A 20,732-nucleotide genomic window follows, 5' to 3' on the forward strand; every position below is an offset into this window, starting at 1 on the left:
CCTGACGCTTGAACAAGCCCAGCTGTTGATGGAGCAGGGGACGATGGAGCAGCGCCTGCTTCCTGCGGAAGCGGCGCTTGCCCACATGCCGCGCTCCAGCGCCGCCCCGCCGGCTATGCGCCAAGCTCTGCAAGGCCGCCGGATTCCGGTCGAGTGGCTGGACGAGCGTCCTGCGGAAGGAAGCCAATTCCGGCTTTATGGCCAGGACGGCTCCTTTGCCGGCGTGTTTGAAATTACGGAAGACGGAAGCATGGTGAAGCCGGTGAAGGTGTTCGCCCGGCCCGATTCGGAATAGCGGATCGCCATGCGGGCCGCAGAGCCGGGATCCGGGATTTCTCTGGAACCGGGGCTGCAGGCTTCCTGAAGATTAAAAGGAATGCGGGTGAATGGAAGTGGAGATTTACGAACTGAGCTACCCGATCAACGGCAGCAATGAACCGGCGTTTTCCCCGGCGCCGTGCTGCCTGGCTATCGGGCATTTTGACGGCGTCCATCTCGGGCACCGCCATGTGATCGACCGTGCTGTCGAAGAGGCCCGCCAATCGGGAACCCGCGCCGCGGTGATGACGTTCCACCCGCATCCCCGCGAAGTGCTCGGCATCGGCAGCGGCTTCGCCGAATGCCTGACGCCGCTCGACGCGAAGCTGGAGCTGTTCCGGGAAGCAGGGGCGGATGCCGTCTTCATCATGCAATTCGACCCTGCCTTTGCCGCCATCAGTCCCGAGATGTTCGCTAGGGAGGTGCTGGTGCCGCTCGGCGTCAGCCATGCCGTCGTCGGCTTCGACTTCACGTTCGGAAGCCGCGGCGCAGGAACCCCGCACATGCTGGCTGAGCTGGGAAGCGGAAGCTTCACGGTCGATATTGTTCCGGCCGCACAGAGGGACGGGCTCAAAGTCAGCAGCACCTATGTGCGGGAAGCGCTGGAGGACGGCCGCGTCGAGCTCGCGGCCGAGCTGCTGGGAAGGCCTTACCGGGTCAGCGGCATCGTCGTGCACGGCGATGCCAGGGGAAGGCTGCTCGGCTTCCCCACGGCCAACCTGAGTCCGGACCAGCCTTACGTCCTGCCTCGGCTTGGCGTCTATGCGGTCAAGGTCAGGATTCCTTCTCCCCTAGGGGGGGAGCCTGCTGTCCATGATGCGGTGCTGAACCACGGAATGAAGCCTACGTTCAACAAGGACAAGATCGTCCCCGTTCTTGAAGCCCATCTGCTTGATTTCGAGGGAGATCTGTACGGGAACAGGCTGGAGATCGACTTCGTTCATTTCCTGCGAACGGAACAGAAGTTCTCGGGAATCGACGAGCTCGTCTCCCAGCTTGGCCGAGACAAGGCTCGCGCCAGGGAATTGCTGGAGGACTGAGCGGCGCTGCGGAAGAGCTTCCGAGCGGCAGGCGTTTACTTTGTTACCCGTAGATGCTATACTGTTTAATGTTGTCCGGAATTGCTCCGGCCATCACGGCCTTGGCTTGGCCTGTCCGCTCTCACCGGCGGCGGCGAGGCTGACGGCGGCTACTCAAGCAACCTATTACGTAATTGGAGGTGAACTAGGATGGCACTTACGCAAGAACGCAAGCAAGAGCTCATCGAAGAGCACAAGACGCATGCAAGCGACACCGGCTCTCCTGAAGTTCAGGTCGCAATCCTTACTCAGAACATCGTGAACCTTACGGATCACCTGCGGACGCACAAGAAAGATCATCACTCGCGCCGCGGTCTTCTGAAAATGGTCGGTCAGCGCCGCAAGCTGCTGGCATACCTGAAAAACAAGGATGTTAGACGTTACAGCGCTCTGATCGAGAAGCTCGGTCTTCGCCGCTAAGAAGCTGTTGAAGAAGCAACCTGGTTGTCCAGCTGTCCGGGATTCCCGGAAGGGCTGCAGCCCGGTTGCTTTTTATAATCAATTCGACAAGTGTATTTTTACATATCCGGACAAGGCTTCAGGAGAAGGTCGGGCGTCCGCGCCGGGCAGGATAACCCGAGGCTGCGCCGAATATTTTTCTAGATTAGGAGGGATATCATGCACCAGGTTCAAATGACACTGGGGGGTCGCCAGCTGACCCTCGAAAGCGGCCGCCTGGCCAAGCAGGCCAATGCTGCCGTTACGGTACGATATGGCGATACCGTCGTCCTCTGTACCGTTACCGCTTCTTCGGGTCCGAAGGATCTGGACTTCTTCCCGCTTACGGTCAACTATGAGGAGCGCCTCTACGCCGTGGGCAAGATTCCTGGAGGCTTCATCAAGCGCGAAGGACGCCCGAGCGAGAAGGCTATCCTTTCGAGCCGCTTGACCGACCGTCCGATCCGTCCGCTGTTCCCGGAAGGGTTCCGCAACGATGTTCAAGTGCTGAACCTCGTCATGAGCGTGGATCAGGATTGCCCGCCTGAAATTGCCGCGATGATCGGCACAGGCGCTGCGCTGAGCATTTCCGACGTTCCGTTCAACGGACCGATCGGAGGCGTCATCGTAGGCCGAGTGGACGGCAAGTTCATCATCAACCCGACGGTCGAGCAGGAAGAAGCCAGCGATCTCAAACTCGTTGTTTCCGGCACGAAAGACGCCATCATGATGGTGGAAGCCGAAGCCAACGAGCTGACGGAGGAAGTCATGCTGGAAGCGATCATGTTCGGCCATGAAGAAATCAAGAACATCGTGGCTACGATCGACGAGCTGACGGCTCAATGCGGCAAGGAAAAGATGGAGGTTGTTCTCCATACCGTCGATTCCGAAGTCAACGACGCTGTCCGGGCGTTCGCTTCCGCACGTCTGATCGAAGCGATCCGCATCGAGGAAAAGCATGCCCGCCAGGAAGCGATCGATCTCGCGAACAGCGAAGCGGTCGCCCACTTCCAGGAAGTCTATGCGGAAACTCCGGAGCTCATGGGCGACGTAAAGGAAACGCTGTACGACATCGTCAAGGAAGAAGTGCGCCGCCTCATTACGCATGACAAGATTCGTCCGGACGGACGCGGACTCGACGAGATCCGTCCCATCGACTGCGACGTATCGGTGCTGCCCCGCACGCACGGCACAGGCCTTTTCACGCGCGGCCAGACGCAGGCGCTCAGCGTCTGCACCCTGGGAGCGCTCGGCGATGTCCAGATTCTCGACGGCATCAGCCCGGAGACGACCAAGCGCTTCATGCATCATTACAACTTCCCGCCGTTCAGCGTCGGCGAAGCACGCCCTCTGCGCGCGCCTGGACGCCGCGAGATCGGACACGGAGCCCTCGGCGAACGCGCCCTTTCCAAGGTTCTTCCTTCGGAAGCCGATTTCCCGTACACGATCCGCCTCGTATCCGAGGTGCTGGAATCCAACGGCTCCACTTCGCAAGCGAGCATCTGCGCCAGCTCCCTGGCCATGATGGACGCAGGCGTACCGATCAAGGCGCCGGTAGCCGGCGTGGCGATGGGGCTGATCAAGGACGGAGAGCATTTCTCCATCCTGACGGACATTCAAGGCATGGAAGATCATCTCGGGGACATGGACTTCAAGGTCGCCGGCACCGCTGAAGGCGTAACGGCCATCCAGATGGACATCAAGATCGACGGCATCGACCGCGCGATTCTGACCCAGGCTCTGGAGCAGGCCCGCGTAGGCCGCATGCATATCCTGGACAAGATGAACGCCACGATGAGCAAGCCGCGCGAGAGCCTGTCGGCATACGCGCCTAAGATCATGACGCTGCGCATCAATCCGGACAAGATCCGCGATGTCATCGGCGCAGGCGGCAAGATCATCAACAAGATCATCGAGGAGACGGGAGTCAAAATCGATATCGAGCAGGACGGCATGGTCTACATCGCTTCTTCCAACGAAGAGATGAACAAGCGCGCCCGCGCCATCATCGAAGGCATCGTCAAGGAAGTCGTCGTCGGCGAAATCTACACCGGCACGGTGAAGCGCGTCGAGAAGTTCGGGGCGTTCGTGGAGATTCTCCCGAACAAGGACGGATTGGTCCACATTTCCCAGCTGTCGACGGAGAGGGTAGCCAAGACGGAAGACGCCGTCAACATCGGCGACGTCATCACCGTCAAAGTCACGGAGATCGACCAGCAGGGACGCATCAATCTGTCCCGCAAAGCGGTGCTTACGGCCGAGGCTCCTTCCCAAGCCTGATTCCGGCTGGAATTGCAGCCCGTCGAAAACTCAGAGCCAGAGACACTCTCTGGTTCTTTTTTATTTGCCTGCGCGGCCATGTCCGTACGCCTTTTGTTCTTGGGAACATTCCCCGACCCGCGGAGTCCAAGCCGCATAAATTGTCCCTCTTATTCATAGGAATCATGGAGAAGAGTGGAGGGATGTAGCGATGAAACTGCGGCAATGGGGCTTGTCCGCCGCCTTCGGCGCAGCCGTCGTCCTGCTTGCGGTCAGTTATGGCGGCGCCGGAGGGTACGTTCAGGCGATCAAAAGCGGTGAAATCCGGTCGGCCATGCTGCTGACAGACAACGAAGAGGCGCTGCGGACGGAAATCAAGCAGGAGGCGGAAAAGCGCTATATCCCGCCGGTGGATGCCAAGGTCGACCGTTGGTTCCGGGCGATACCGGGCTATGACGGGCGCGAAGTCGATATCGAGGCCACCTACCGGCAAGCGAAGCTTCGTCCCGATGCCCCTGTTCAATATGTGTACAAGGCGGTCAAGCCGAAGGTAAGCGTGGAGGACTATCCGCTGGAGCCGGTCTATCGGGGCAATCCCGCGAAGCCGACGGCCTCGTTCATGATCAATGTCGCGTGGGGCAATGAATATTTGGAGCCGATGCTGGCGACTCTCGACCGGTACGGAGTCAAGGCGACCTTTTTCCTGGATGGATCCTGGCTGAAAAAATATCCGGAGGAAGCGCGTAAAATCCAGGCGGCAGGCCACGAGATTTCCAATCATGCCTACTCTCATCCCGATATGAGCAAGCTCGGAATGGAGCAGCAGACGTCGCAGATCACGCGCACCGAGCAGCTGCTCAAGGATACGCTCGGCGCAAGCAACCGGCTGTTCGCCCCGCCATCGGGTAGCTACAACGCCTCGACGATCAAAGCCGCGCGCGCGCAAGGACTGAGGACGGTCATGTGGACGCTGGATACGGTGGATTGGCGCAAGCCTTCGCCGGGCTCGGTCGTCGACAAGATCGCACGAGGCATCGGGCCGGGATCGCTTATTCTGATGCATCCGACCGCAAGCTCGAGAGATGCGCTCGAAGGCATGATCAAGGCGGCAAAACGCAAAGGACTGCTGCTTGTGCCCGTCAGCGAAACGATTTCGGAGGAGCGGATCGAGGCTCCGGTTGAGGCCAAACCTTAATTTTGTTATGATGATAATCAAACTCAAGGAGGAGATCCGGTGAATATATATAGACTCAGCAACGGTCTGCGCGTTGTCGCGGAACCGATTCCCACCTGCCGTTCCGTATCGTTCGGCATTTGGGTCAAGACGGGATCCCGCAGCGAAACGCCGTCCAACAACGGTATCTCCCATTTTATCGAGCATATGCTCTTCAAAGGCACGGATACACGCAGCGCCAAGGATATCGCCGACCTGTTCGACGGCATCGGGGGCAATGTGAATGCGTTCACGGCAAAGGAATATACATGCTATTTCGCCAAGGTGCTCGACCAGCATCTGCCGCTTGCGGTCGATGCTCTCGCGGACATGTTCTTCAACTCCAGGTTCGACGAGGAAGAACTGGCGAAGGAAAAGAACGTCATCTTCGAAGAGATCGCCATGTACGAGGACACGCCGGACGACAAGGTCCATGACGAGGCTTCCCGGGCTTCCTACGGGGACCATCCGCTCGCTTATTCCATCTTGGGTTCCGAAGAGCGGCTGACTTCCATGGGGCCGGCCGACCTGCGCGGGTATATGAAGGAACAATATACGCTGGAGAACACGGTCATCAGCGTCGCGGGCAACATCGAGGAAAAGGGGCTGCTGGAGCTTCTGGAGGCCAAGTTCGGCAGCTTCTCCGACAGCGGGCTTGGACGGAGCCTGGAGGCTCCCGAGTTCAAGGGAGAGTACTTGTTCCGCCCGAAAAAAACGGAGCAGAACCATATCTGTCTCACGTTCCCGGGCTGTTCCATTTCCGACGACAACCTGTACGCGATGATCCTGCTCAACAACGCCCTCGGCGGCGGCATGAGCTCCCGGCTGTTCCAGGAAATCCGCGAGAAGCGGGGACTCGCCTATTCGGTCTATTCCTACCATACCTCCTATGCCGATTCGGGACTGTTCACCGTCTACGCCGGAACGGCTCCGCGCCAGACCGCGGATGTGCTTGACCTGACGATGGAGCTGCTCGGCGACGTCTCGGCCAAGGGCCTCACCGATGCGGAGCTGACGAGGGGCAAGGAGCAGCTCAAGGGAAGTCTGATCCTCAGCCTGGAAAGCACGAGCAGCCGGATGAACCGCAATGGCAAAAACGAGCTCATGCTCGGCCGCCACTATACGCTCGACGAGATGATCGAGCGGATCGAAGCGGTCAAAATGGAAGATATCCGCGCCGTGACGGCTTCGATGCTGAAGGTTCCGTTCGCCGTGGCTATGGTCGGCTCCGAAGAAGGGCCGGCCGCCAAGCTGAGGAGGGACCAATTTGTTTCCGGTGCAGTTTAAGCGTCTTCCCGGCAACGAGGATGTGCCTCTGCCGCTGCGGATGTCGGAAGCGGCGGCAGGCTTCGACCTGCATGCCTCTGTAGCGGATCCGTTGCTGCTTCAGCCAGGAGAGCGCGCGCTTGTTCCGACCGGCTTCGCCATGGCGATGCCGGAAACGCTGGAGGCCCAGATCCGGCCTCGGAGCGGGCTTGCGTACAAGCATGGCATTACGGTGCTTAATTCTCCGGGAACGATCGATGCCGACTACCGCGGAGAAGTGAAGGTGCTTCTGGTCAACCTGGGCCAGCAGCCGTTCACGATCAACAGGGGCGAGCGGATCGCCCAGATGGTATTCCAGGCCGTTGCGGCCGTATCCGTCTCCGAGGTCGAAGAGCTGAGCGAGACGGTTCGCGGGGCCGGGGGATTCGGACATACGGGCGTATGAAGCCGTTGTCCTAGATTTCTCATCCCGACTAAAAGGCTGTCCGGCGCCACCCATGGGGGTGGCGCCGGACAGCCTTTTGCATGTACCGGACCTCAATTTTCTCGGGCAGTCCGACCTGCCGTCCTTGCCTATGTGTCCGCTCGGGAGGAGGCGGCCGGGCACCGGGAAGGAAAGCCCGATTCCGCAGTAACCCTCGTATGCGCCGCGGCATACCATGGTCTAGACGCACGAAAGCGGCTGGAGCGGAGGCGGGGGAGCCTTTCCCAAGCTTGAGTGAGTGCAGCGGCATGGGCCGGTGCAGCCGGCCATGTGCCGCTTAAGGGCGATCAAGGTGAGAGGAAGTGACGCCAGCATGCTGACCGGCGTTCAGGTGCTGCTGATCGGCGGCGACGCAAGGCAGCTAGAGGTCATCCGCAGGCTGTCGGAACTGGATGCAGCCGTTACGGTGTCCGGATTTGACGGACTCCGAACCCTTCCGGACGGAACCGTGGACAATGAGCTTCGCGACGAGCTGTTCGACAAGGCAGACGCCATTCTTCTGCCTGCTGTAGGGACGGACGACAACGGCATTATACCGGCTGCTTTCAGCAATTCCGAACTGCGCCTGACGGATGCGCAGCTTGCGCGTGTCCCAGACCATTGCAAGGTCTATGCCGGCATGGCGAGGCCTTATTTGAAGTCGTTGTGCGCCAGCCGCGGAATCGAGCTTGTGGAGCTGTTCGAGCGGGACGACGTGGCGATATCGAATTCGATTCCGACGGCGGAAGGCGCCGTCAAAATGGCTATTGAGAATACGGACATCACCATTCACGGCTCCTCGTGCATGGTGCTCGGCCTCGGGCGGACGGGACTTACGCTTATCCGTACCCTTCAGGGCCTGGGCGCCCGGGTGCTTGCAGGAGTGCACCGTCCCGAGCATTTCGCAAGAGCGCAGGAAATGGGCGCAAAGCCTTTCTACACAAGGGATTTGCTCGATCACGCAGCCAATATCGACTTGCTTTTTAACACAATTCCAACTATGATAGTCACAGCGCAAATGATTGCTAGAATGCCCTCCCGCGCCGTTATTATCGACCTGGCCTCCAAGCCCGGCGGTACGGATTTCCGCTTTGCGGAGAAGCGCGGACTGAAGGCGATTCTTGCTCCCGGATTGCCGGGAATCGTTGCCCCTGTGACTGCCGGCCGAATCATAGCTGATTGTGTCACTCAGCTGATTATGGAAGACATCAGCGCGCGGGGGAATGAATGATGAACTGGAACGGACTAACGGTCGGTTATGCCCTGTCGGGCTCTCACTGCACGTTCGCGGAAGTCATGCCTCAGATTCAACGCTTCGTCGATGCCGGCGCCAACGTCGTGCCGATCGTCACGCAGAGCCTGATGACGACGGACACCCGCTTCGGTACAGCCCAGGAGTGGAAGAGCAAGCTGCTCGAGATTACCGGCAATGAGATCATCTCGACGATCGTCCAGGCCGAGCCGCTCGGGCCTTCCAAGCGGATCGACGTGCTGCTGATCGCTCCATGCACGGGCAATACGACGAGCAAGCTTGCGAACGCTCTGACCGACAGCGCCGTCCTGATGGCGGCCAATTCGCAGATGCGCAACGGCAGGCCGGTCGTCATCGGAATCTCGACCAACGACGGCCTTGGGCTGAACATGGCGAACATCGCGAAGCTGATGGCGGCGAAGAGCATCTACTTCGTGCCGTTCGGCCAGGATGATCCGGTGAACAAGCCGAATTCGCTCGTCGCCAAGATGGACCTTGCCATGGAAGCATGCGAGCATGCCTTGCAAGGCAAGCAGATGCAGCCCGTCCTCATCGAGAGAAGTTAGGCATGGCGCCTTTGGAGACCGATGGAGACATCGCGGCTGCGGCGAGTGCATAAGGTTGCTAATAAGCCAGACCGTGCCGGCTCCTCCATGGAGGAGCCGGTTTCAACAAAGACAGGTGCGGAGAACCGGCTTTCAAGACAGCCGGCCGGGAATTCTCCAGCCGTTATGCGGCGCGGAACAAGAGAACGCCAGCCGGCAGCATGCTGCCGCTGGCGGCTTTTCTATGATTCAGCCATAAAGGGTTTCAACTGCATGCTATCAGGGAGAGGAGCGGCTTCAAGGAAGAAGCCGCTTCAGCGAAGGGATGTCATCCATGGGGGTACGGGTTTTAAAATTCGGCGGCACTTCGGTGGCGACCAAGCAGACCAGGGAGCTGGTCGTCCGTCATATCCAGCGCGAGCTGGGCGAAGGCCATCGTCTAGTCGTAGTCGTATCGGCGATGGGGCGCAGCGGGGATCCGTATGCGACGGATACGCTGCTGTCTCTCGCCAGTGAAGAGGGCGGAGAGATTCCGGCTCGCGAACGGGATCTGCTCATGGGCTGCGGAGAAATCATTTCGGCCGTCGTCTTGAGCACGGCTCTGGCATCCAGGGGAATTCCCTGCGTCGCCTTGACGGGCGGCCAAGCCGGAGTCGTGACCGGCAGCCAGTTCGGCGAAGCCCGCATCGAGGAAATCCGCACCGACCGCATGATCGGGCATCTGGACCGGGGAGAAGTGGTCATTGTGACCGGCTTCCAGGGACAGAACGGACAGGGAGACCTGACGACGCTCGGCCGCGGAGGAAGCGATACGTCCGCCACGGCGCTCGGGGCGGCGCTGCATGCCGAGATCGTCGATATTTATACCGACGTGAACGGGATTCTGACCGCAGATCCAAGAATTGTAAAAGACGCGAAGCCGCTTACCGTAGTCGGTTACGCCGAGATATGCAACATGGCGCGCCAAGGGGCCAAGGTGATCCATCCCCGGGCGGTCGAGATCGCCCAGCAGGCCAGAATTCCGCTCCGTGTCCGCTCAACATTCTCGGATGACGAGGGGACGCTCGTGACGGATATGCCGACGGCTCTGAGCATCGCGTCGCCGCTGCGCGACCGCCACGTGACGGGAATCGCTCATGTCCAGGGCGTCACGCAGATATCCGTCCGGACGGTTGAAGGCATAGCGGATATGCAGCTCCAGGTGTTCCAATCGATGGCCCGCAGCGGGATCAGCGTCGACTTCATCAACGTGACGCCCGCCGGAGCTCTCTATACGGTATTCGACCGTGACGCCGACAAGGCGGTCCAAGTTCTGCAAGGGCTCGGCTTCGAGCCGCAGACGGTGAACGGCTGCGCCAAGGTGTCCGTCATCGGCGGCGGAATGAACGGCGTTCCCGGCGTCATGGCGCGCATCGTCGAGGCGCTGACGGAGCAAGGCATTCCGATTCTCCAGTCGGCGGATTCCAATACGACGATCTGGGTGCTCGTCCGGGAGGAGCATATGGGCAACGCCTTGCGCGCCCTGCATGCGAAGTTCGAGCTTCATTTATAGGATAGAGTTGGGCGGGCAGGCGGCATCCGCCTGCCGCTCTTGAGAGCGAGACAGAAGCAGCGGGTCTGGCCGTCATGGTTGTCCGCTGGAACAGGGGAGGAACAGAGATGGATTATGGCAGATTGATTACGGCAATGGTAACTCCGTTCCACAATGACGGCAGCATCGACTGGAAGACGACGGGGCTGCTCATCGACCATCTTATCGAAGCGCAGGGAAGCGATTCCATCGTCGTCAGCGGTACGACCGGCGAGTCTCCGACGCTTGCCGAAGCCGAAAAGCTGGAGCTGTTCCGCTTCGCCGTCAAGCATGCGGCCGGGCGTGCCCGCATCATCGCCGGCACCGGCAGCAACGATACGGCCCATTCCGTCCACCTGACCAAGCTGGCCGAGCAGGCGGGAGTGGACGGCATTCTGCTGGTCGTGCCTTATTACAACCGGCCAAGCCAGGAGGGCATGTACCGCCACTTCAGGACGATCGCCGAAGCGACCGCGCTTCCCGTCATGCTGTACAATGTGCCTGGCCGGACCGTGGCGAGCATGGATGCGCGGACGACGATCCGGCTCGCTCGCGATGCGGCCAATATCGTTGCGACCAAGGAATGCCATTCGCTGGATCATGTTTCGGAGATCATATCCGGAGCTCCTGCCGAATTCCGTGTCTATACGGGCGACGACAGCGCGACGCTGCCGGCGATGGCGGTCGGCGCCTACGGGGTCGTCAGCGTAGCGAGCCATATCGTCGGCTCCGAGATGAAGGCGATGATCGAAGCCTATCTGGCCGGCCGTCCGGCCGAAGCCGCCGCGTCGCACCGGAAGCTGCTTCCGGTGTTCAACGGATTGTTCAAGGCTCCGAATCCCGTTCTCGTGAAGAAGGCGCTTGAGCTGAAAGGACTGCCTGTCGGCGGTGTCCGGCTGCCGCTCGTCGAAGCGGACGAAGCCGAAACTTCCGCCTTGGTCCAGCTGCTTGGCTTATAGAAGATCGTTTTCTGCAACCGATGCGCCTAGCTGCGCATCGGTTTTTTTGTCGTATTGACCGGATGCATCCTGTCACCCTTTTCATCCGCGCTTGCAATCCCGGCTCCGGATGATGATTTGCGGCGGAGACAAATATTGCGGCTGGAATTTCCAATCGGCTTGTGTTCCATCTTTTGCATCATGTATAATATTCCTAAGTGAATGGTGCGGCAAAGTGAATATCGAGTCAAGCCCGGCCGCGTGGCGGCATTGCGGGTGGAGTCCGTGCATCTCATGGAAGAGTTTTTCTTAACCATAGATCTCATTCTATCTTCACATCACATAGGAGGTAAGAAATCCCTTGTCAAAAAAGAATACCCAGGACAAGCTGCTCATCTTCGCCCTCGGCGGCGTCGGCGAGATCGGCAAGAATATGTATGTCATCCAATACGGCAATGACATCGTAGTCGTTGACTCAGGCCTCAAGTTCCCGGAAGAGGACATGCTCGGAATCGACATCGTCATCCCGGACATCACGTATCTGACCGATAACCGCGACAAAGTCCGCGGCATCGTCATCACCCACGGACACGAAGACCACATCGGCGGCCTTCCGTACGTGCTCCGCCATCTGAACGTTCCGGTATATGGAACGAAGCTGACGCTCGGCCTGATCGAGAGCAAGCTGAAGGAAGCGGGACTGCTCGGAGAGACGAAGCGGATTCTCATCAATGCCGACTCCGAGCTTGAGCTCGGCGAGATCCGCACGACGTTCTTCAAGACGAACCACAGCATTCCGGATTCGGTCGGCGTATGCCTCGAGACGCCGGAAGGCACTGTCGTCCATACGGGCGACTTCAAGTTCGACTTTACGCCGGTCAACGACCAGTTCGCCGACCTGCAGCGCATCGCCGAGATCGGCAAGCGCGGCGTGCTCGCTCTGCTGTCGGACAGCACGAACGCGGAGCGTCCGGGCATGACCCCTTCGGAGAGCAACGTCGGCGTGGAGCTGACGGAAATTTTCCGCAAGTCCCAGCAGCGCGTCGTCGTCGCTACCTTCGCATCCAACGTGCACCGGATCCAGCAGGTGTTCAACGCCGCGATGGCGACGAAGCGCAAGGTCGCCATCGTCGGCCGCAGCATGGTCAACGTCGTGACGATTGCCGTTGAGCTCGGATACCTGATCGTGCCTGAAGGCATGATCATCGAGCCCGAAGAAGTGAACAAGATGGCTGCAGACCGCGTTGTCGTCCTCTGCACAGGCAGCCAAGGCGAGCCGATGTCGGCTCTGACCCGCATGGCGCGCTCGACGCATCGCAAGATCGACATTTTGCCGGGCGACACCGTCATCATCGCGGCGACACCGATTCCGGGCAACGAGAAGGATGTAGGCCGTACGGTGGACGAGCTGTTCCGTCTGGGCGCCAACGTCATCTACGGACCGGGCTCCGTATCGGGCGTCCACGTATCCGGCCACGGCAGCCAGGAAGAGCTGAAGCTGATGCTCAACCTGATCAAGCCGAAGTACTTCATTCCGATCCACGGCGAGTACCGGATGCTGCGCCAGCACGCCAAGCTTGGCGAGGCAGTCGGCGTCGAGCCGAACAACATCTTCCTGATCGATATCGGCGACACGGTGGAGTTCCAGAACGGCGAAGGCCGCAAGGGCTCCAAAGTTCCATCCGGCAACGTGCTCATCGACGGCCTGGGAGTCGGCGACGTAGGCAACATCGTTCTGCGAGACCGCAAGCTGCTGTCGCAAGACGGCATTCTCGTTGTCGTCGTCACGCTGAGCAAGCAGGACGGCACGATCAAGGCTGGCCCGGACATCATTTCCCGCGGTTTCGTCTACGTCCGTGAATCCGAAGGCTTGCTGGACGAGGCGAACCGGATCGTAACGACGACCCTCAACAAGCTGATGAACGACAAGGTCAACGAATGGGCCTCGCTCAAGACGAACGTCAAGGATGCTCTTGGCCGTTTCCTCTACGAGCAGACGCGCCGCCGTCCGATGATTCTTCCGATCATCATGGAAGTTTAATTCGACCCATGAGCCTGCCTCCGATTTCGGAGGCAGGCTTTTTTGCCTGCAGGGCGGATTGTTCCCAATTCGGCAACTCTATCTGCAATTTTCGCCGCCAAAGTCTGTAACACTCACCGTAACGCTCACCGTAACGCTCTCCCTGACGCCCTCTATAACGCTCTCCCTGACGCTCTCCCTGACGCTCTCCATAATCCTCTCCATAATCCTCTCCATAATCCTCTCTATAATCCTCTCCATAATCCTCTCCGTAACCCTCACCCGAACCCTCTCCGTACCTCCTCTTGAAACCGGTTGAATATCCGTATTTTCCTCTGGCTGAATGGGACAAAGGGCTGCACCCCATACTACGATGGCAGCTATTCCGGCAATCAGGAGGGGTTAAGTTGAACAAGTACGAGGAAGCGATCGCCTCGGAGCAGGCGGAGCCGAGCGCTGCGGACAAAGCCAAGCTGGAGGCGATCCAGCAGCTGGGGCAGATGTCCGTTCCTGCCGCCGATCCATCCAACATATTTTGCATGACGATCATCGGCCAGGTCGAGGGGCATATGGTTCTGCCCCCGCAGAACAAAACGACGAAATATGAGCATCTGATTCCTCAGCTCGTGGCCGCTGAGCAAAGCAATAAGATCGAGGGGATCCTCATCGTCCTCAATACCGTCGGGGGCGACGTCGAAGCGGGGCTGGCCATCGCGGAAATGATCAGCTCCCTCAGCAAGCCGTCGGTCACGCTCGTGCTAGGCGGCGGGCATTCCATCGGCGTGCCGATCGCGGTCGCCGGCAACCGCAGCTTCATCGCGGAGACGGCTACGATGACGATTCATCCCATCCGGATGAACGGGCTTGTCATCGGCGTCCCGCAGACGTTCGAGTATTTGGAAAAAATGCAGGAGAGGGTCGTCCGCTTCGTCACTTCCCACTCCAAGGTGAAGGAGGAGACATTCAAGCAGCTGATGTTCAAGACTGGCGAATTGACTCGCGACATCGGCACGACCGTGATCGGTGAAGATGCCGTCAAGCACGGCTTGATTGATGAAGTCGGTGGTCTTGGGCAAGCTCTGCGGGAGCTGAACCGGCTGATTCAAGCAGCAAAGCCGGCTGCGGCAAACACGCTGCCGATCGCGGCTGCAGAGAGCGCGATCATGGAAGCTTCCCGAGCGGCGGATATCGGAGCGGGGGGAGGGCTGCCCCAATGACGTTGTATACGATCATGCCTCTGGAGCAGGTGCTGGAAGGAATCCGGCAGGAGCGGGCTTCAACGCTCGAAATCCAGCATGAAGGCATGCTGCTGCAGGTCGAACCGATCGCTCCCGGCGCGGGAAAGCTGATTCGAATCGTTCAGGCGGATCTGGAATGTTATTTGAATCCGGCCTATAGTCCAGGCACGCTGATTCATTACGGCTCCGGGAGCAAATAAGTAGGTTTTCCTTTTCATCGAGAAGACCGGCCTGTCGAAATCATTCCAGGCGTCTCGGGCGATAGGAACATTTCACCTCCTATGGTATAATAGTGAACCAGAGGTGAGGGATGTTGGCCAAGAAACGTCGGCGCAAAAGACGCACTTTCGGCGAAAATTTAAAATATGAAGTTTATGGAATATTGCTCATCACGGTTTCGGTAATCGCCTTATCCGGCGAAGCTACGGTCGGCAGATCGCTGTCCAAGCTGTTCGAGCTGTTGTTGGGCAAGTTTTATTTTGTGCTTGCGCTTGTCGGGATATCAGTCGGACTGTACGTGATGGTCACCCGTTCCTGGCCGACCGGCTGGACTTACCGCCGGACGGGAATTCTTCTGCTCGTGTTCGCATTCACGCTCATGAGCTCGATGTCGGAGATCGACCGCAAGCTCGGTCCGGGCGACCTCATCAGCGGATCGGCCATCATGCAGCAGCTCGGCCAGGATATTAGGGAAGGCGTGCTCATTGCGGGCGGATCAGCGGCGGCGCCCGCTGCCGGATCGATCAGCGGCGGCTATCTCGGAGCGATTCAATATTCCCTGCTCTATACGCTATTTGGCTACTTTGGAGCCAAGCTGCTTCTCATCGTCATGTTCGCCATCTCCTTGATGCTCATAACGGGACGCTCCTATGTCGATATCGGCCGCATGATCCGCATCCGGGCTGTCCATATGATCAAGCTGCTGCAGGCCAAAGCATCGGCAAGGCCGCGCAAGCCGAGGCCTCCTGCCGCGGCTTCGCAGCCATCGGCCTCTACGGTCGGCAGGACTGCGGCTGCCGATCATCTCGCCCTCGGGCTGAACGGCGACGATGACGATGACTATGGAAGCACGACCGTGTCTCCGTCGCCCCGCAAAGGACGCTCTCTCTTTTTCAGGCTGGGGGAGTCAAAACCAGGAAGGGCAAGAAGCTGATGAGGAAGGGGACTGGTTGATCGACGAAGAGCCGGCCGGCAAGCCCGCCGGCGCTCCGGCCGTCTCTATCAAAGGCAGGGAATCGAAAGAACGGGTGCTGCCCGCAGCCGATCCGCCTCCTTGGGACGATCAGGACGAAGAAGGAGAGGATTGGGAGGATGCATCCTTCCAGGGAAATGCCTTTCCCGCCGTTCCGGTTCCAGGCGCTCAGACGGGCGGCCTGGATGCAGAAGCCGATGGAACGGACTCCGGCGAATGGCTGGCGGAAGACGATTTCCCCGCTCCAGCGCCTTCCCGCCATCCTGCCGAGATATCGGAGGCATTGGCAGGTCCCGAAGGAGATGGGGAGCCATCGCCAGCAGCGGCTTCAGCAGTGCGGGAAACGAAGCCATACCGGCTGCCGCCGCTTTCCTTGCTGGCTAAACCCGCCAGCTCGGGCAGAGGCGCCGATACCGGCGATCTGAACGACTCGCGCCGCAAGCTCGAGGCGACGCTTGAGAGCTTCGGGGTCCGGGCCAAGGTGCTGGATGTCGTGCCTGGACCTGCGGTCACGAGATACGAGGTCCAGCCCGCGACAGGAGTCAAAGTAAGCCGGATCGTCAGCCTTACCGATGACATCGCGCTCGCGCTGGCTGCCAAGGATATCCGGATGGAAGCGCCGATTCCGGGCAAATCCGCCATTGGAATCGAGGTTCCGAATGCCGAAGTCGCAGTCGTGACCATGCGCGAAGTCATGGAGACGCCGACGTTTTCCAGCGCGGCGTCCAAGCTGTCGATCGCTTTCGGCCGGGACATCGCCGGTCAGTCCATCGTCGGCAATCTGGCCAAGATGCCCCATTTGCTTGTCGCGGGAGCTACCGGATCGGGCAAGTCGGTCTGCATCAACGGCATCATCACGAGCATCTTGTACAAAGCCGCTCCGGACGAAGTGAAGTTCATGATGATCGATCCCAAAATGGTCGAGCTGAACATGTACAACGGCATTCCGCATCTGCTTGCTCCCGTCGTCACCGATCCGAGGCGAGCTTCGCTGGCGCTCAAGAAGATCGTCGTGGAGATGGAGAAGCGGTACGAGCTGTTCTCGAAGTCGGGCACCCGCAACATAGAAGGCTACAACGGACTGATGAAGGACAACCCTGCCGCCGTGCTGCCTTACATCGTCGTCATCGTCGACGAGCTGGCGGATCTGATGATGGTCGCGGCCAAGGATGTCGAGGATTCGATCACTCGACTCGCCCAGATGGCAAGGGCGGCCGGCATCCATCTCATCATCGCGACCCAGCGTCCGTCCGTGGACGTCATCACAGGCGTGATCAAGGCCAATATTCCTTCCCGGATCGCTTTCGGCGTCTCGTCGCAGGTCGATTCCCGGACGATTCTCGACATGGTCGGAGCGGAGAAGCTGCTGGGACGGGGGGACATGCTGTTCCTGCCTGTCGGCATGTCCAAGCCGATCCGGGTTCAAGGGGCGTTCCTGTCCGATTCCGAGGTGGAAGCCGTCGTCGATTACGCAAGATCCCAGGCCGCGGCGGAATACAAGGAGGACCTCGTGCCTGAGCTGGACGACAGCGACGCTGCGGGAGACGGAGAAGTGCTGGACGAGCTGTTCGATCAGGCGATGCAGATCGTCGTCGATGCCCAGCAAGCTTCCGTATCGCTCCTGCAGAGGCGCATGCGGGTAGGCTATACACGGGCCGCCAGGCTTGTGGATCAGCTTGAAGCCAAAGGCGTCGTCGGCCCTTACGAGGGCAGCAAGCCGCGCGAGGTGCTGATGACGGCGGACCAGTTCCAGGCGAGCCAGAAACATGCATAGAAGGAGACCTGCTTTCTCATACTAGGGACTGTCAAACGCTTTGGCGAAGCGGACGCAAGGCCGTGCATCGCTTAAGGCGCATCCCGCTAGAGAAAGGCAGATCCCGACTATGAAGATACGTTTGATCGTCATGACGATCGCGGCCATGCTGCTGGTGCTCAGCCTTTATACGCTCAAGGACGAGCTGCCCGGCAGGTCAAGCGAAACGTTCAGCAGCGCCACCATCCGTCAGGGCTCATCGGGCAAGGATGTCGTGGAGCTTCAAGGACGTCTCCGATATCTAGGCTATTACGAGGGCAAGATCGACGGAAGCTTCGGACCGAAGACGAAAAACTCCGTCACCTGGTTCCAATGGAAGTTCGGCATGAAATCCGACGGAGTCGTCGGAGCGAAGACCAAGCTCAAGCTGTGGGAAGCGACGAAAAACTGGAAGCCGACGGCAGCCGATTTTCCGGGCGGAGAATCCGGCACTGCCGCCGGCGGCAACGCTGGGAACACTGGAAACGCAGGCAATTCCGGCGGAGACATCGGCAAGTCGAACAAGCTCAACCTGTCGGCCAACGACATCAAGATCATGGCCAATGCCGTATACGGGGAATCCCGCGGCGAACCTTATGAAGGCCAGGTTGCAGTAGCGGCTGTCATCCTCAACCGTCTCAAGTCGCCTGAATTCCCGAACTCGATATCCGGCGTCATCTTCCAGAACCTCGCTTTCACCGCAGTCGCGGACGGCCAGATCTGGCTGACGCCGAACGAGCGGGCCAAGAAGGCCGTTGAGGACGCCATCAACGGCTGGGATCCTTCGGACGGCTGCCTGTACTATTTCAATCCGGAAACCGCCACCTCCAAATGGATCTGGTCGCGTCAGCAAGTGAAGACGATCGGCAAGCATATTTTCTGCATGTAAAGCTCGGAAGCAGCCGGCCAGGGCAAGCCTGACCCCGGTTGCTTCTTCTGTTTAGGCTGAGATAGAATGGAATGGCATACAATATGGAACAGATTACCTATCGCCAACATGGCGCGGAAAGGGGTTCGGATATGGCGTTTCAGCAAGGGAGCCACGGCCGCATCCGGCTGCATGTGCTGCCGACCAAAAGGTTCAAAACCTTCGCCGTCTCTTTATTCGCGGGCATTCCGCTGCAAGAATCCACCGTCACGGAAACCGCGCTCGCTCCGTTCGTGCTGCGGCGCGGCACGGCCTCGCATCCGGAGACGATCCAGTTCCGGGAGCAGCTGGACAACTTGTACGGCGCCGGCTTTGGTTTCGATATTTACAAGCGGGGCAATTCCCAGATCGTCCAATTCCGGATGGATGTCATCAACGACCGCTTCGTCGCCGCGGAGCAGTCGCTGCTCGCCGCTTCCATGAAGCTGCTTGGAGAAGCGGTCACTCAGCCGGCTCTGGACAACGGAGCCTTCCGGAGCAAGTATGTCGACAGCGAAAAGGTTACGCTCACCAAAAAGCTGGAGAGCATCATCAACGATAAAATCCGCTATGCGGCGGAGCGCTGCATGGAAATCATGTGCGCCAACGAGCCCTACCGGCTGCATGCCCTCGGGCGCATCGCCGACGTGGGAGCCATCACTCCGCAATCGCTGTACGATTCCTACCGCCGCTGGCTGGAGACGGCCGTTTTCGACCTATATGTCGTCGGCGATACGACGCTTGAGGAAGTGAAGGAGCTCGCAGCGGCTTCGTTCAAGCTTCCCGATACCGCTCCCTCGAAGTACGGAAGCCCGGATATCCGTTTCCCTCAAGACGGGGTGAAGAATGTCGTCGAACGGCTTGAAGTGGCTCAGGGAAAGCTGAATCTCGGCCTGCGCACGGGAGTCGCCTACGGCGATGACGACTATGCCGCCGCATTGATGTACAACGGCATTCTGGGAGGCTATCCGCATTCCAAGCTGTTCATGAACGTAAGGGAAAAAGAAAGCCTGGCTTACTACGCCTCCTCGAGGCTGGACGGCCATAAAGGGCTGTGCACGATTCAGTCCGGCATTGAAATCGCCAACTACGACAAAGCGGTCGCCATCATCCAGGAGCAGCTGGAGAGCATGAAGCGCGGCGAGCTGTCGGAGCTGGAGATCAGCCAGACCAAAGCCATGCTGACGAATTCCTTGCGGGAGCTCCAGGATTCCGCCTACGAGATGATTTCGTATGATTTCAACAGCGTTCTTTCCGGCAAGGAGAGGACAGCCGGCCAGCTGCTCGAAGAAGTGCGGGCCGTAACGCCCGAAGACATCGTGAGGGTTGCGGAAGGCGTCAAGCTGGATACGATCTACTTCCTGCGCGACAAGAAGGAGGCCTGACAACATGCAGAAGCTCAGTTATCCCGGCGTCGAAGAAACGCTTTACCACGAACAGCTGCCCAACGGGCTGCAGGTTTACGTGCTGCCCAAGGAAGGGTTCCAGAAAACGTACGCGACCTTTTCCACCCGCTACGGCTCGGTAGACAATCATTTCGGCATCGGCGACGGACCGCTTGCCCGCGTGCCGGATGGCATCGCCCATTTTCTCGAGCACAAAATGTTCGAGGAGCCGACCGGAGACATTTTCGCGACGTTCGCCTCGCAAGGCGCTTCCGCCAATGCGTTCACGAGCTTCGACCGGACGGTCTACCTGTTCTCGGCGACGGAGCAGATCGAGGCCAATCTGACGACGCTGATCAATTTTGTCCAGAATCCATACTTTACGGACCAGAACGTCGACAAGGAAAAAGGAATCATCGCGCAGGAAATCAACATGTACAGCGACAATCCGGACTGGCGCGTCTACTACGGCTTGATCGAGGCGCTGTATCAGGTGCATCCGGTCCATATCGACATTGCCGGAACGGTGGAATCGATCTACAAGATCGACAAGGAAATGCTGTACCGCTGCTACGAGACCTTCTACCACCCGTCCAACATGCTGCTGTTCATCGTCGGCGGCGTCGATGCGGAGCAGGTATTCGAGCTGGTGCGGTCCAACCAGGCTGCGAAGACATATGAGCCTCTAGGCGAAATCAAGCGTTTCTTCGAGCCCGAGCCGCAAGGCGTGAATACGCCGCGAAAAGCGATCCAGCTTCAGGTTTCCCTGCCGAAGTGCCTGTTCGGCTTCAAGGAGAAAACCAACGGCCTGGACAGCGCYGACTGGCCTGGAACACGACCGACGTGACCGCTGGAAC

Annotated in this window: 18 protein-coding genes and 2 pseudogenes; 18 read left to right on the top strand and 2 right to left on the bottom strand. The window is 59.3% G+C overall.

What is annotated here, in order from left to right; all coding sequences use genetic code 11:
- The 11 genes from BN871_RS20620 to dapA form a co-directional block, all read left to right on the top strand.
- A partial coding sequence (locus tag BN871_RS20620; RefSeq protein WP_048748592.1) for a tRNA pseudouridine(55) synthase TruB occupies positions 1-295 on the top strand: 295 nt, incomplete at its 5' end.
- Positions 296-386: 91 nt separating this feature from the next.
- Positions 387-1,358, top strand: coding sequence for a bifunctional riboflavin kinase/FAD synthetase (locus BN871_RS20625; protein WP_048748593.1), 972 nt, complete (start codon positions 387-389; stop codon positions 1,356-1,358).
- Positions 1,359-1,547: 189 nt separating this feature from the next.
- Positions 1,548-1,817, top strand: coding sequence for a 30S ribosomal protein S15 (gene rpsO, locus BN871_RS20630; RefSeq protein WP_021878678.1), 270 nt, complete (start codon positions 1,548-1,550; stop codon positions 1,815-1,817).
- A 198-nt stretch (positions 1,818-2,015) separates the two neighbouring features.
- On the top strand, positions 2,016-4,115 hold the full coding sequence (gene pnp / locus BN871_RS20635; RefSeq protein WP_048748594.1) for a polyribonucleotide nucleotidyltransferase: 2,100 nt from the start codon (positions 2,016-2,018) through the stop codon (positions 4,113-4,115).
- Between the two features lie 190 nt (positions 4,116-4,305).
- Positions 4,306-5,289, top strand: a complete 984-nt coding sequence (locus tag BN871_RS20640; protein WP_048748595.1) for a polysaccharide deacetylase family protein — start codon at positions 4,306-4,308, stop codon at positions 5,287-5,289.
- A 39-nt stretch (positions 5,290-5,328) separates the two neighbouring features.
- Positions 5,329-6,594 carry a pitrilysin family protein gene (locus BN871_RS20645; protein WP_021878674.1) on the top strand — a complete coding sequence of 422 codons (1,266 nt, stop codon included), beginning with the start codon at positions 5,329-5,331 and terminating at the stop codon, positions 6,592-6,594.
- Complete coding sequence (dut, locus tag BN871_RS20650) at positions 6,575-7,018, top strand: dUTP diphosphatase (RefSeq protein WP_021878673.1); 444 nt, start codon at positions 6,575-6,577, stop codon at positions 7,016-7,018. Before BN871_RS20645 ends, dut begins: the two co-directional genes overlap by 20 nt.
- Before the next feature lie 352 nt (positions 7,019-7,370).
- Positions 7,371-8,267: a dipicolinate synthase subunit DpsA gene (dpsA, locus tag BN871_RS20655; RefSeq protein WP_048748596.1), complete on the top strand. Its 897-nt coding sequence runs from the start codon at positions 7,371-7,373 to the stop codon at positions 8,265-8,267.
- Positions 8,267-8,854 carry a dipicolinate synthase subunit B gene (locus BN871_RS20660; protein WP_048748597.1) on the top strand — a complete coding sequence of 196 codons (588 nt, stop codon included), beginning with the start codon at positions 8,267-8,269 and terminating at the stop codon, positions 8,852-8,854. The genes dpsA and BN871_RS20660 overlap by 1 nt, the downstream gene beginning before the upstream one ends.
- 313 nt (positions 8,855-9,167) lie before the next feature.
- Entirely contained in the window at positions 9,168-10,385 is a 1,218-nt protein-coding gene (dapG, locus tag BN871_RS20665; protein ID WP_048748598.1) for an aspartate kinase, read from the top strand.
- A gap of 107 nt (positions 10,386-10,492) precedes the next feature.
- Entirely contained in the window at positions 10,493-11,362 is an 870-nt protein-coding gene (gene dapA / locus BN871_RS20670) for a 4-hydroxy-tetrahydrodipicolinate synthase (RefSeq protein ID WP_048748599.1), read from the top strand.
- 26 nt (positions 11,363-11,388) lie between these two features.
- On the opposite strand, the gene BN871_RS27920 is transcribed toward dapA, so the two are convergent.
- A complete protein-coding gene (locus BN871_RS27920) occupies positions 11,389-11,544 on the bottom strand; it encodes a hypothetical protein (protein ID WP_157060348.1) in 156 nt (51 codons plus the stop codon).
- Positions 11,545-11,702: 158 nt separating this feature from the next.
- On the opposite strand from BN871_RS27920, the gene BN871_RS20675 reads away from it, so the two are divergent.
- On the top strand, positions 11,703-13,382 hold the full coding sequence (locus tag BN871_RS20675; RefSeq protein ID WP_048748600.1) for a ribonuclease J: 1,680 nt from the start codon (positions 11,703-11,705) through the stop codon (positions 13,380-13,382).
- A 78-nt stretch (positions 13,383-13,460) separates the two neighbouring features.
- On the opposite strand, the gene BN871_RS20680 is transcribed toward BN871_RS20675, so the two are convergent.
- Positions 13,461-13,643 carry a hypothetical protein gene (locus BN871_RS20680; RefSeq protein ID WP_021878667.1) on the bottom strand — a complete coding sequence of 61 codons (183 nt, stop codon included), beginning with the start codon at positions 13,641-13,643 and terminating at the stop codon, positions 13,461-13,463.
- Between the two features lie 146 nt (positions 13,644-13,789).
- On the opposite strand from BN871_RS20680, the gene BN871_RS20685 reads away from it, so the two are divergent.
- From BN871_RS20685 to yfmH, 6 genes and pseudogenes are all read left to right on the top strand, one after another.
- Positions 13,790-14,578: a ClpP family protease gene (locus tag BN871_RS20685; protein ID WP_232313233.1), complete on the top strand. Its 789-nt coding sequence runs from the start codon at positions 13,790-13,792 to the stop codon at positions 14,576-14,578.
- Entirely contained in the window at positions 14,575-14,799 is a 225-nt protein-coding gene (locus BN871_RS20690; protein ID WP_021878665.1) for a YlzJ-like family protein, read from the top strand. Before BN871_RS20685 ends, BN871_RS20690 begins: the two co-directional genes overlap by 4 nt.
- Positions 14,800-14,909: 110 nt before the next feature.
- A pseudogene (locus BN871_RS30335) lies at positions 14,910-17,565 on the top strand (DNA translocase FtsK 4TM domain-containing protein).
- 109 nt (positions 17,566-17,674) lie between these two features.
- Positions 17,675-18,472, top strand: a complete 798-nt coding sequence (gene sleB, locus BN871_RS20700; protein WP_048748601.1) for a spore cortex-lytic enzyme — start codon at positions 17,675-17,677, stop codon at positions 18,470-18,472.
- Positions 18,473-18,603: 131 nt separating this feature from the next.
- A complete protein-coding gene (gene yfmF / locus BN871_RS20705; RefSeq protein WP_048748602.1) occupies positions 18,604-19,875 on the top strand; it encodes an EF-P 5-aminopentanol modification-associated protein YfmF in 1,272 nt (423 codons plus the stop codon).
- Between the two features lie 4 nt (positions 19,876-19,879).
- Positions 19,880-20,683, top strand: a pseudogene (gene yfmH / locus BN871_RS20710) (EF-P 5-aminopentanol modification-associated protein YfmH); the annotation flags it as partial.
- Positions 20,684-20,732: the final 49 nt, after the last annotated feature.

The organism is Paenibacillus sp. P22 (assembly GCF_000469945.2).
In the GTDB taxonomy this organism is placed as follows: Bacteria; Bacillota; Bacilli; order Paenibacillales; family Paenibacillaceae; genus Paenibacillus_O; species Paenibacillus_O humicus.

Excerpts from the sequence above, each read along its gene's own strand:
- BN871_RS20625 (WP_048748593.1), top strand. The coding sequence starts at position 387 with ATGGAAGTGGAGATTTACGAACTGAGCTACCCGATCAACGGCAGCAAT.
- rpsO (WP_021878678.1), top strand. The coding sequence starts at position 1,548 with ATGGCACTTACGCAAGAACGCAAGCAAGAGCTCATCGAAGAGCACAAG.
- pnp (WP_048748594.1), top strand. The coding sequence starts at position 2,016 with ATGCACCAGGTTCAAATGACACTGGGGGGTCGCCAGCTGACCCTCGAA.
- BN871_RS20640 (WP_048748595.1), top strand. The coding sequence starts at position 4,306 with ATGAAACTGCGGCAATGGGGCTTGTCCGCCGCCTTCGGCGCAGCCGTC.
- dpsA (WP_048748596.1), top strand. The coding sequence starts at position 7,371 with ATGCTGACCGGCGTTCAGGTGCTGCTGATCGGCGGCGACGCAAGGCAG.
- BN871_RS20660 (WP_048748597.1), top strand. The coding sequence starts at position 8,267 with ATGAACTGGAACGGACTAACGGTCGGTTATGCCCTGTCGGGCTCTCAC.
- dapG (WP_048748598.1), top strand. The coding sequence starts at position 9,168 with ATGGGGGTACGGGTTTTAAAATTCGGCGGCACTTCGGTGGCGACCAAG.
- dapA (WP_048748599.1), top strand. The coding sequence starts at position 10,493 with ATGGATTATGGCAGATTGATTACGGCAATGGTAACTCCGTTCCACAAT.
- BN871_RS27920 (WP_157060348.1), bottom strand. The coding sequence starts at position 11,544 with ATGATGCAAAAGATGGAACACAAGCCGATTGGAAATTCCAGCCGCAAT.
- BN871_RS20690 (WP_021878665.1), top strand. The coding sequence starts at position 14,575 with ATGACGTTGTATACGATCATGCCTCTGGAGCAGGTGCTGGAAGGAATC.
- sleB (WP_048748601.1), top strand. The coding sequence starts at position 17,675 with ATGAAGATACGTTTGATCGTCATGACGATCGCGGCCATGCTGCTGGTG.
- yfmF (WP_048748602.1), top strand. The coding sequence starts at position 18,604 with ATGGCGTTTCAGCAAGGGAGCCACGGCCGCATCCGGCTGCATGTGCTG.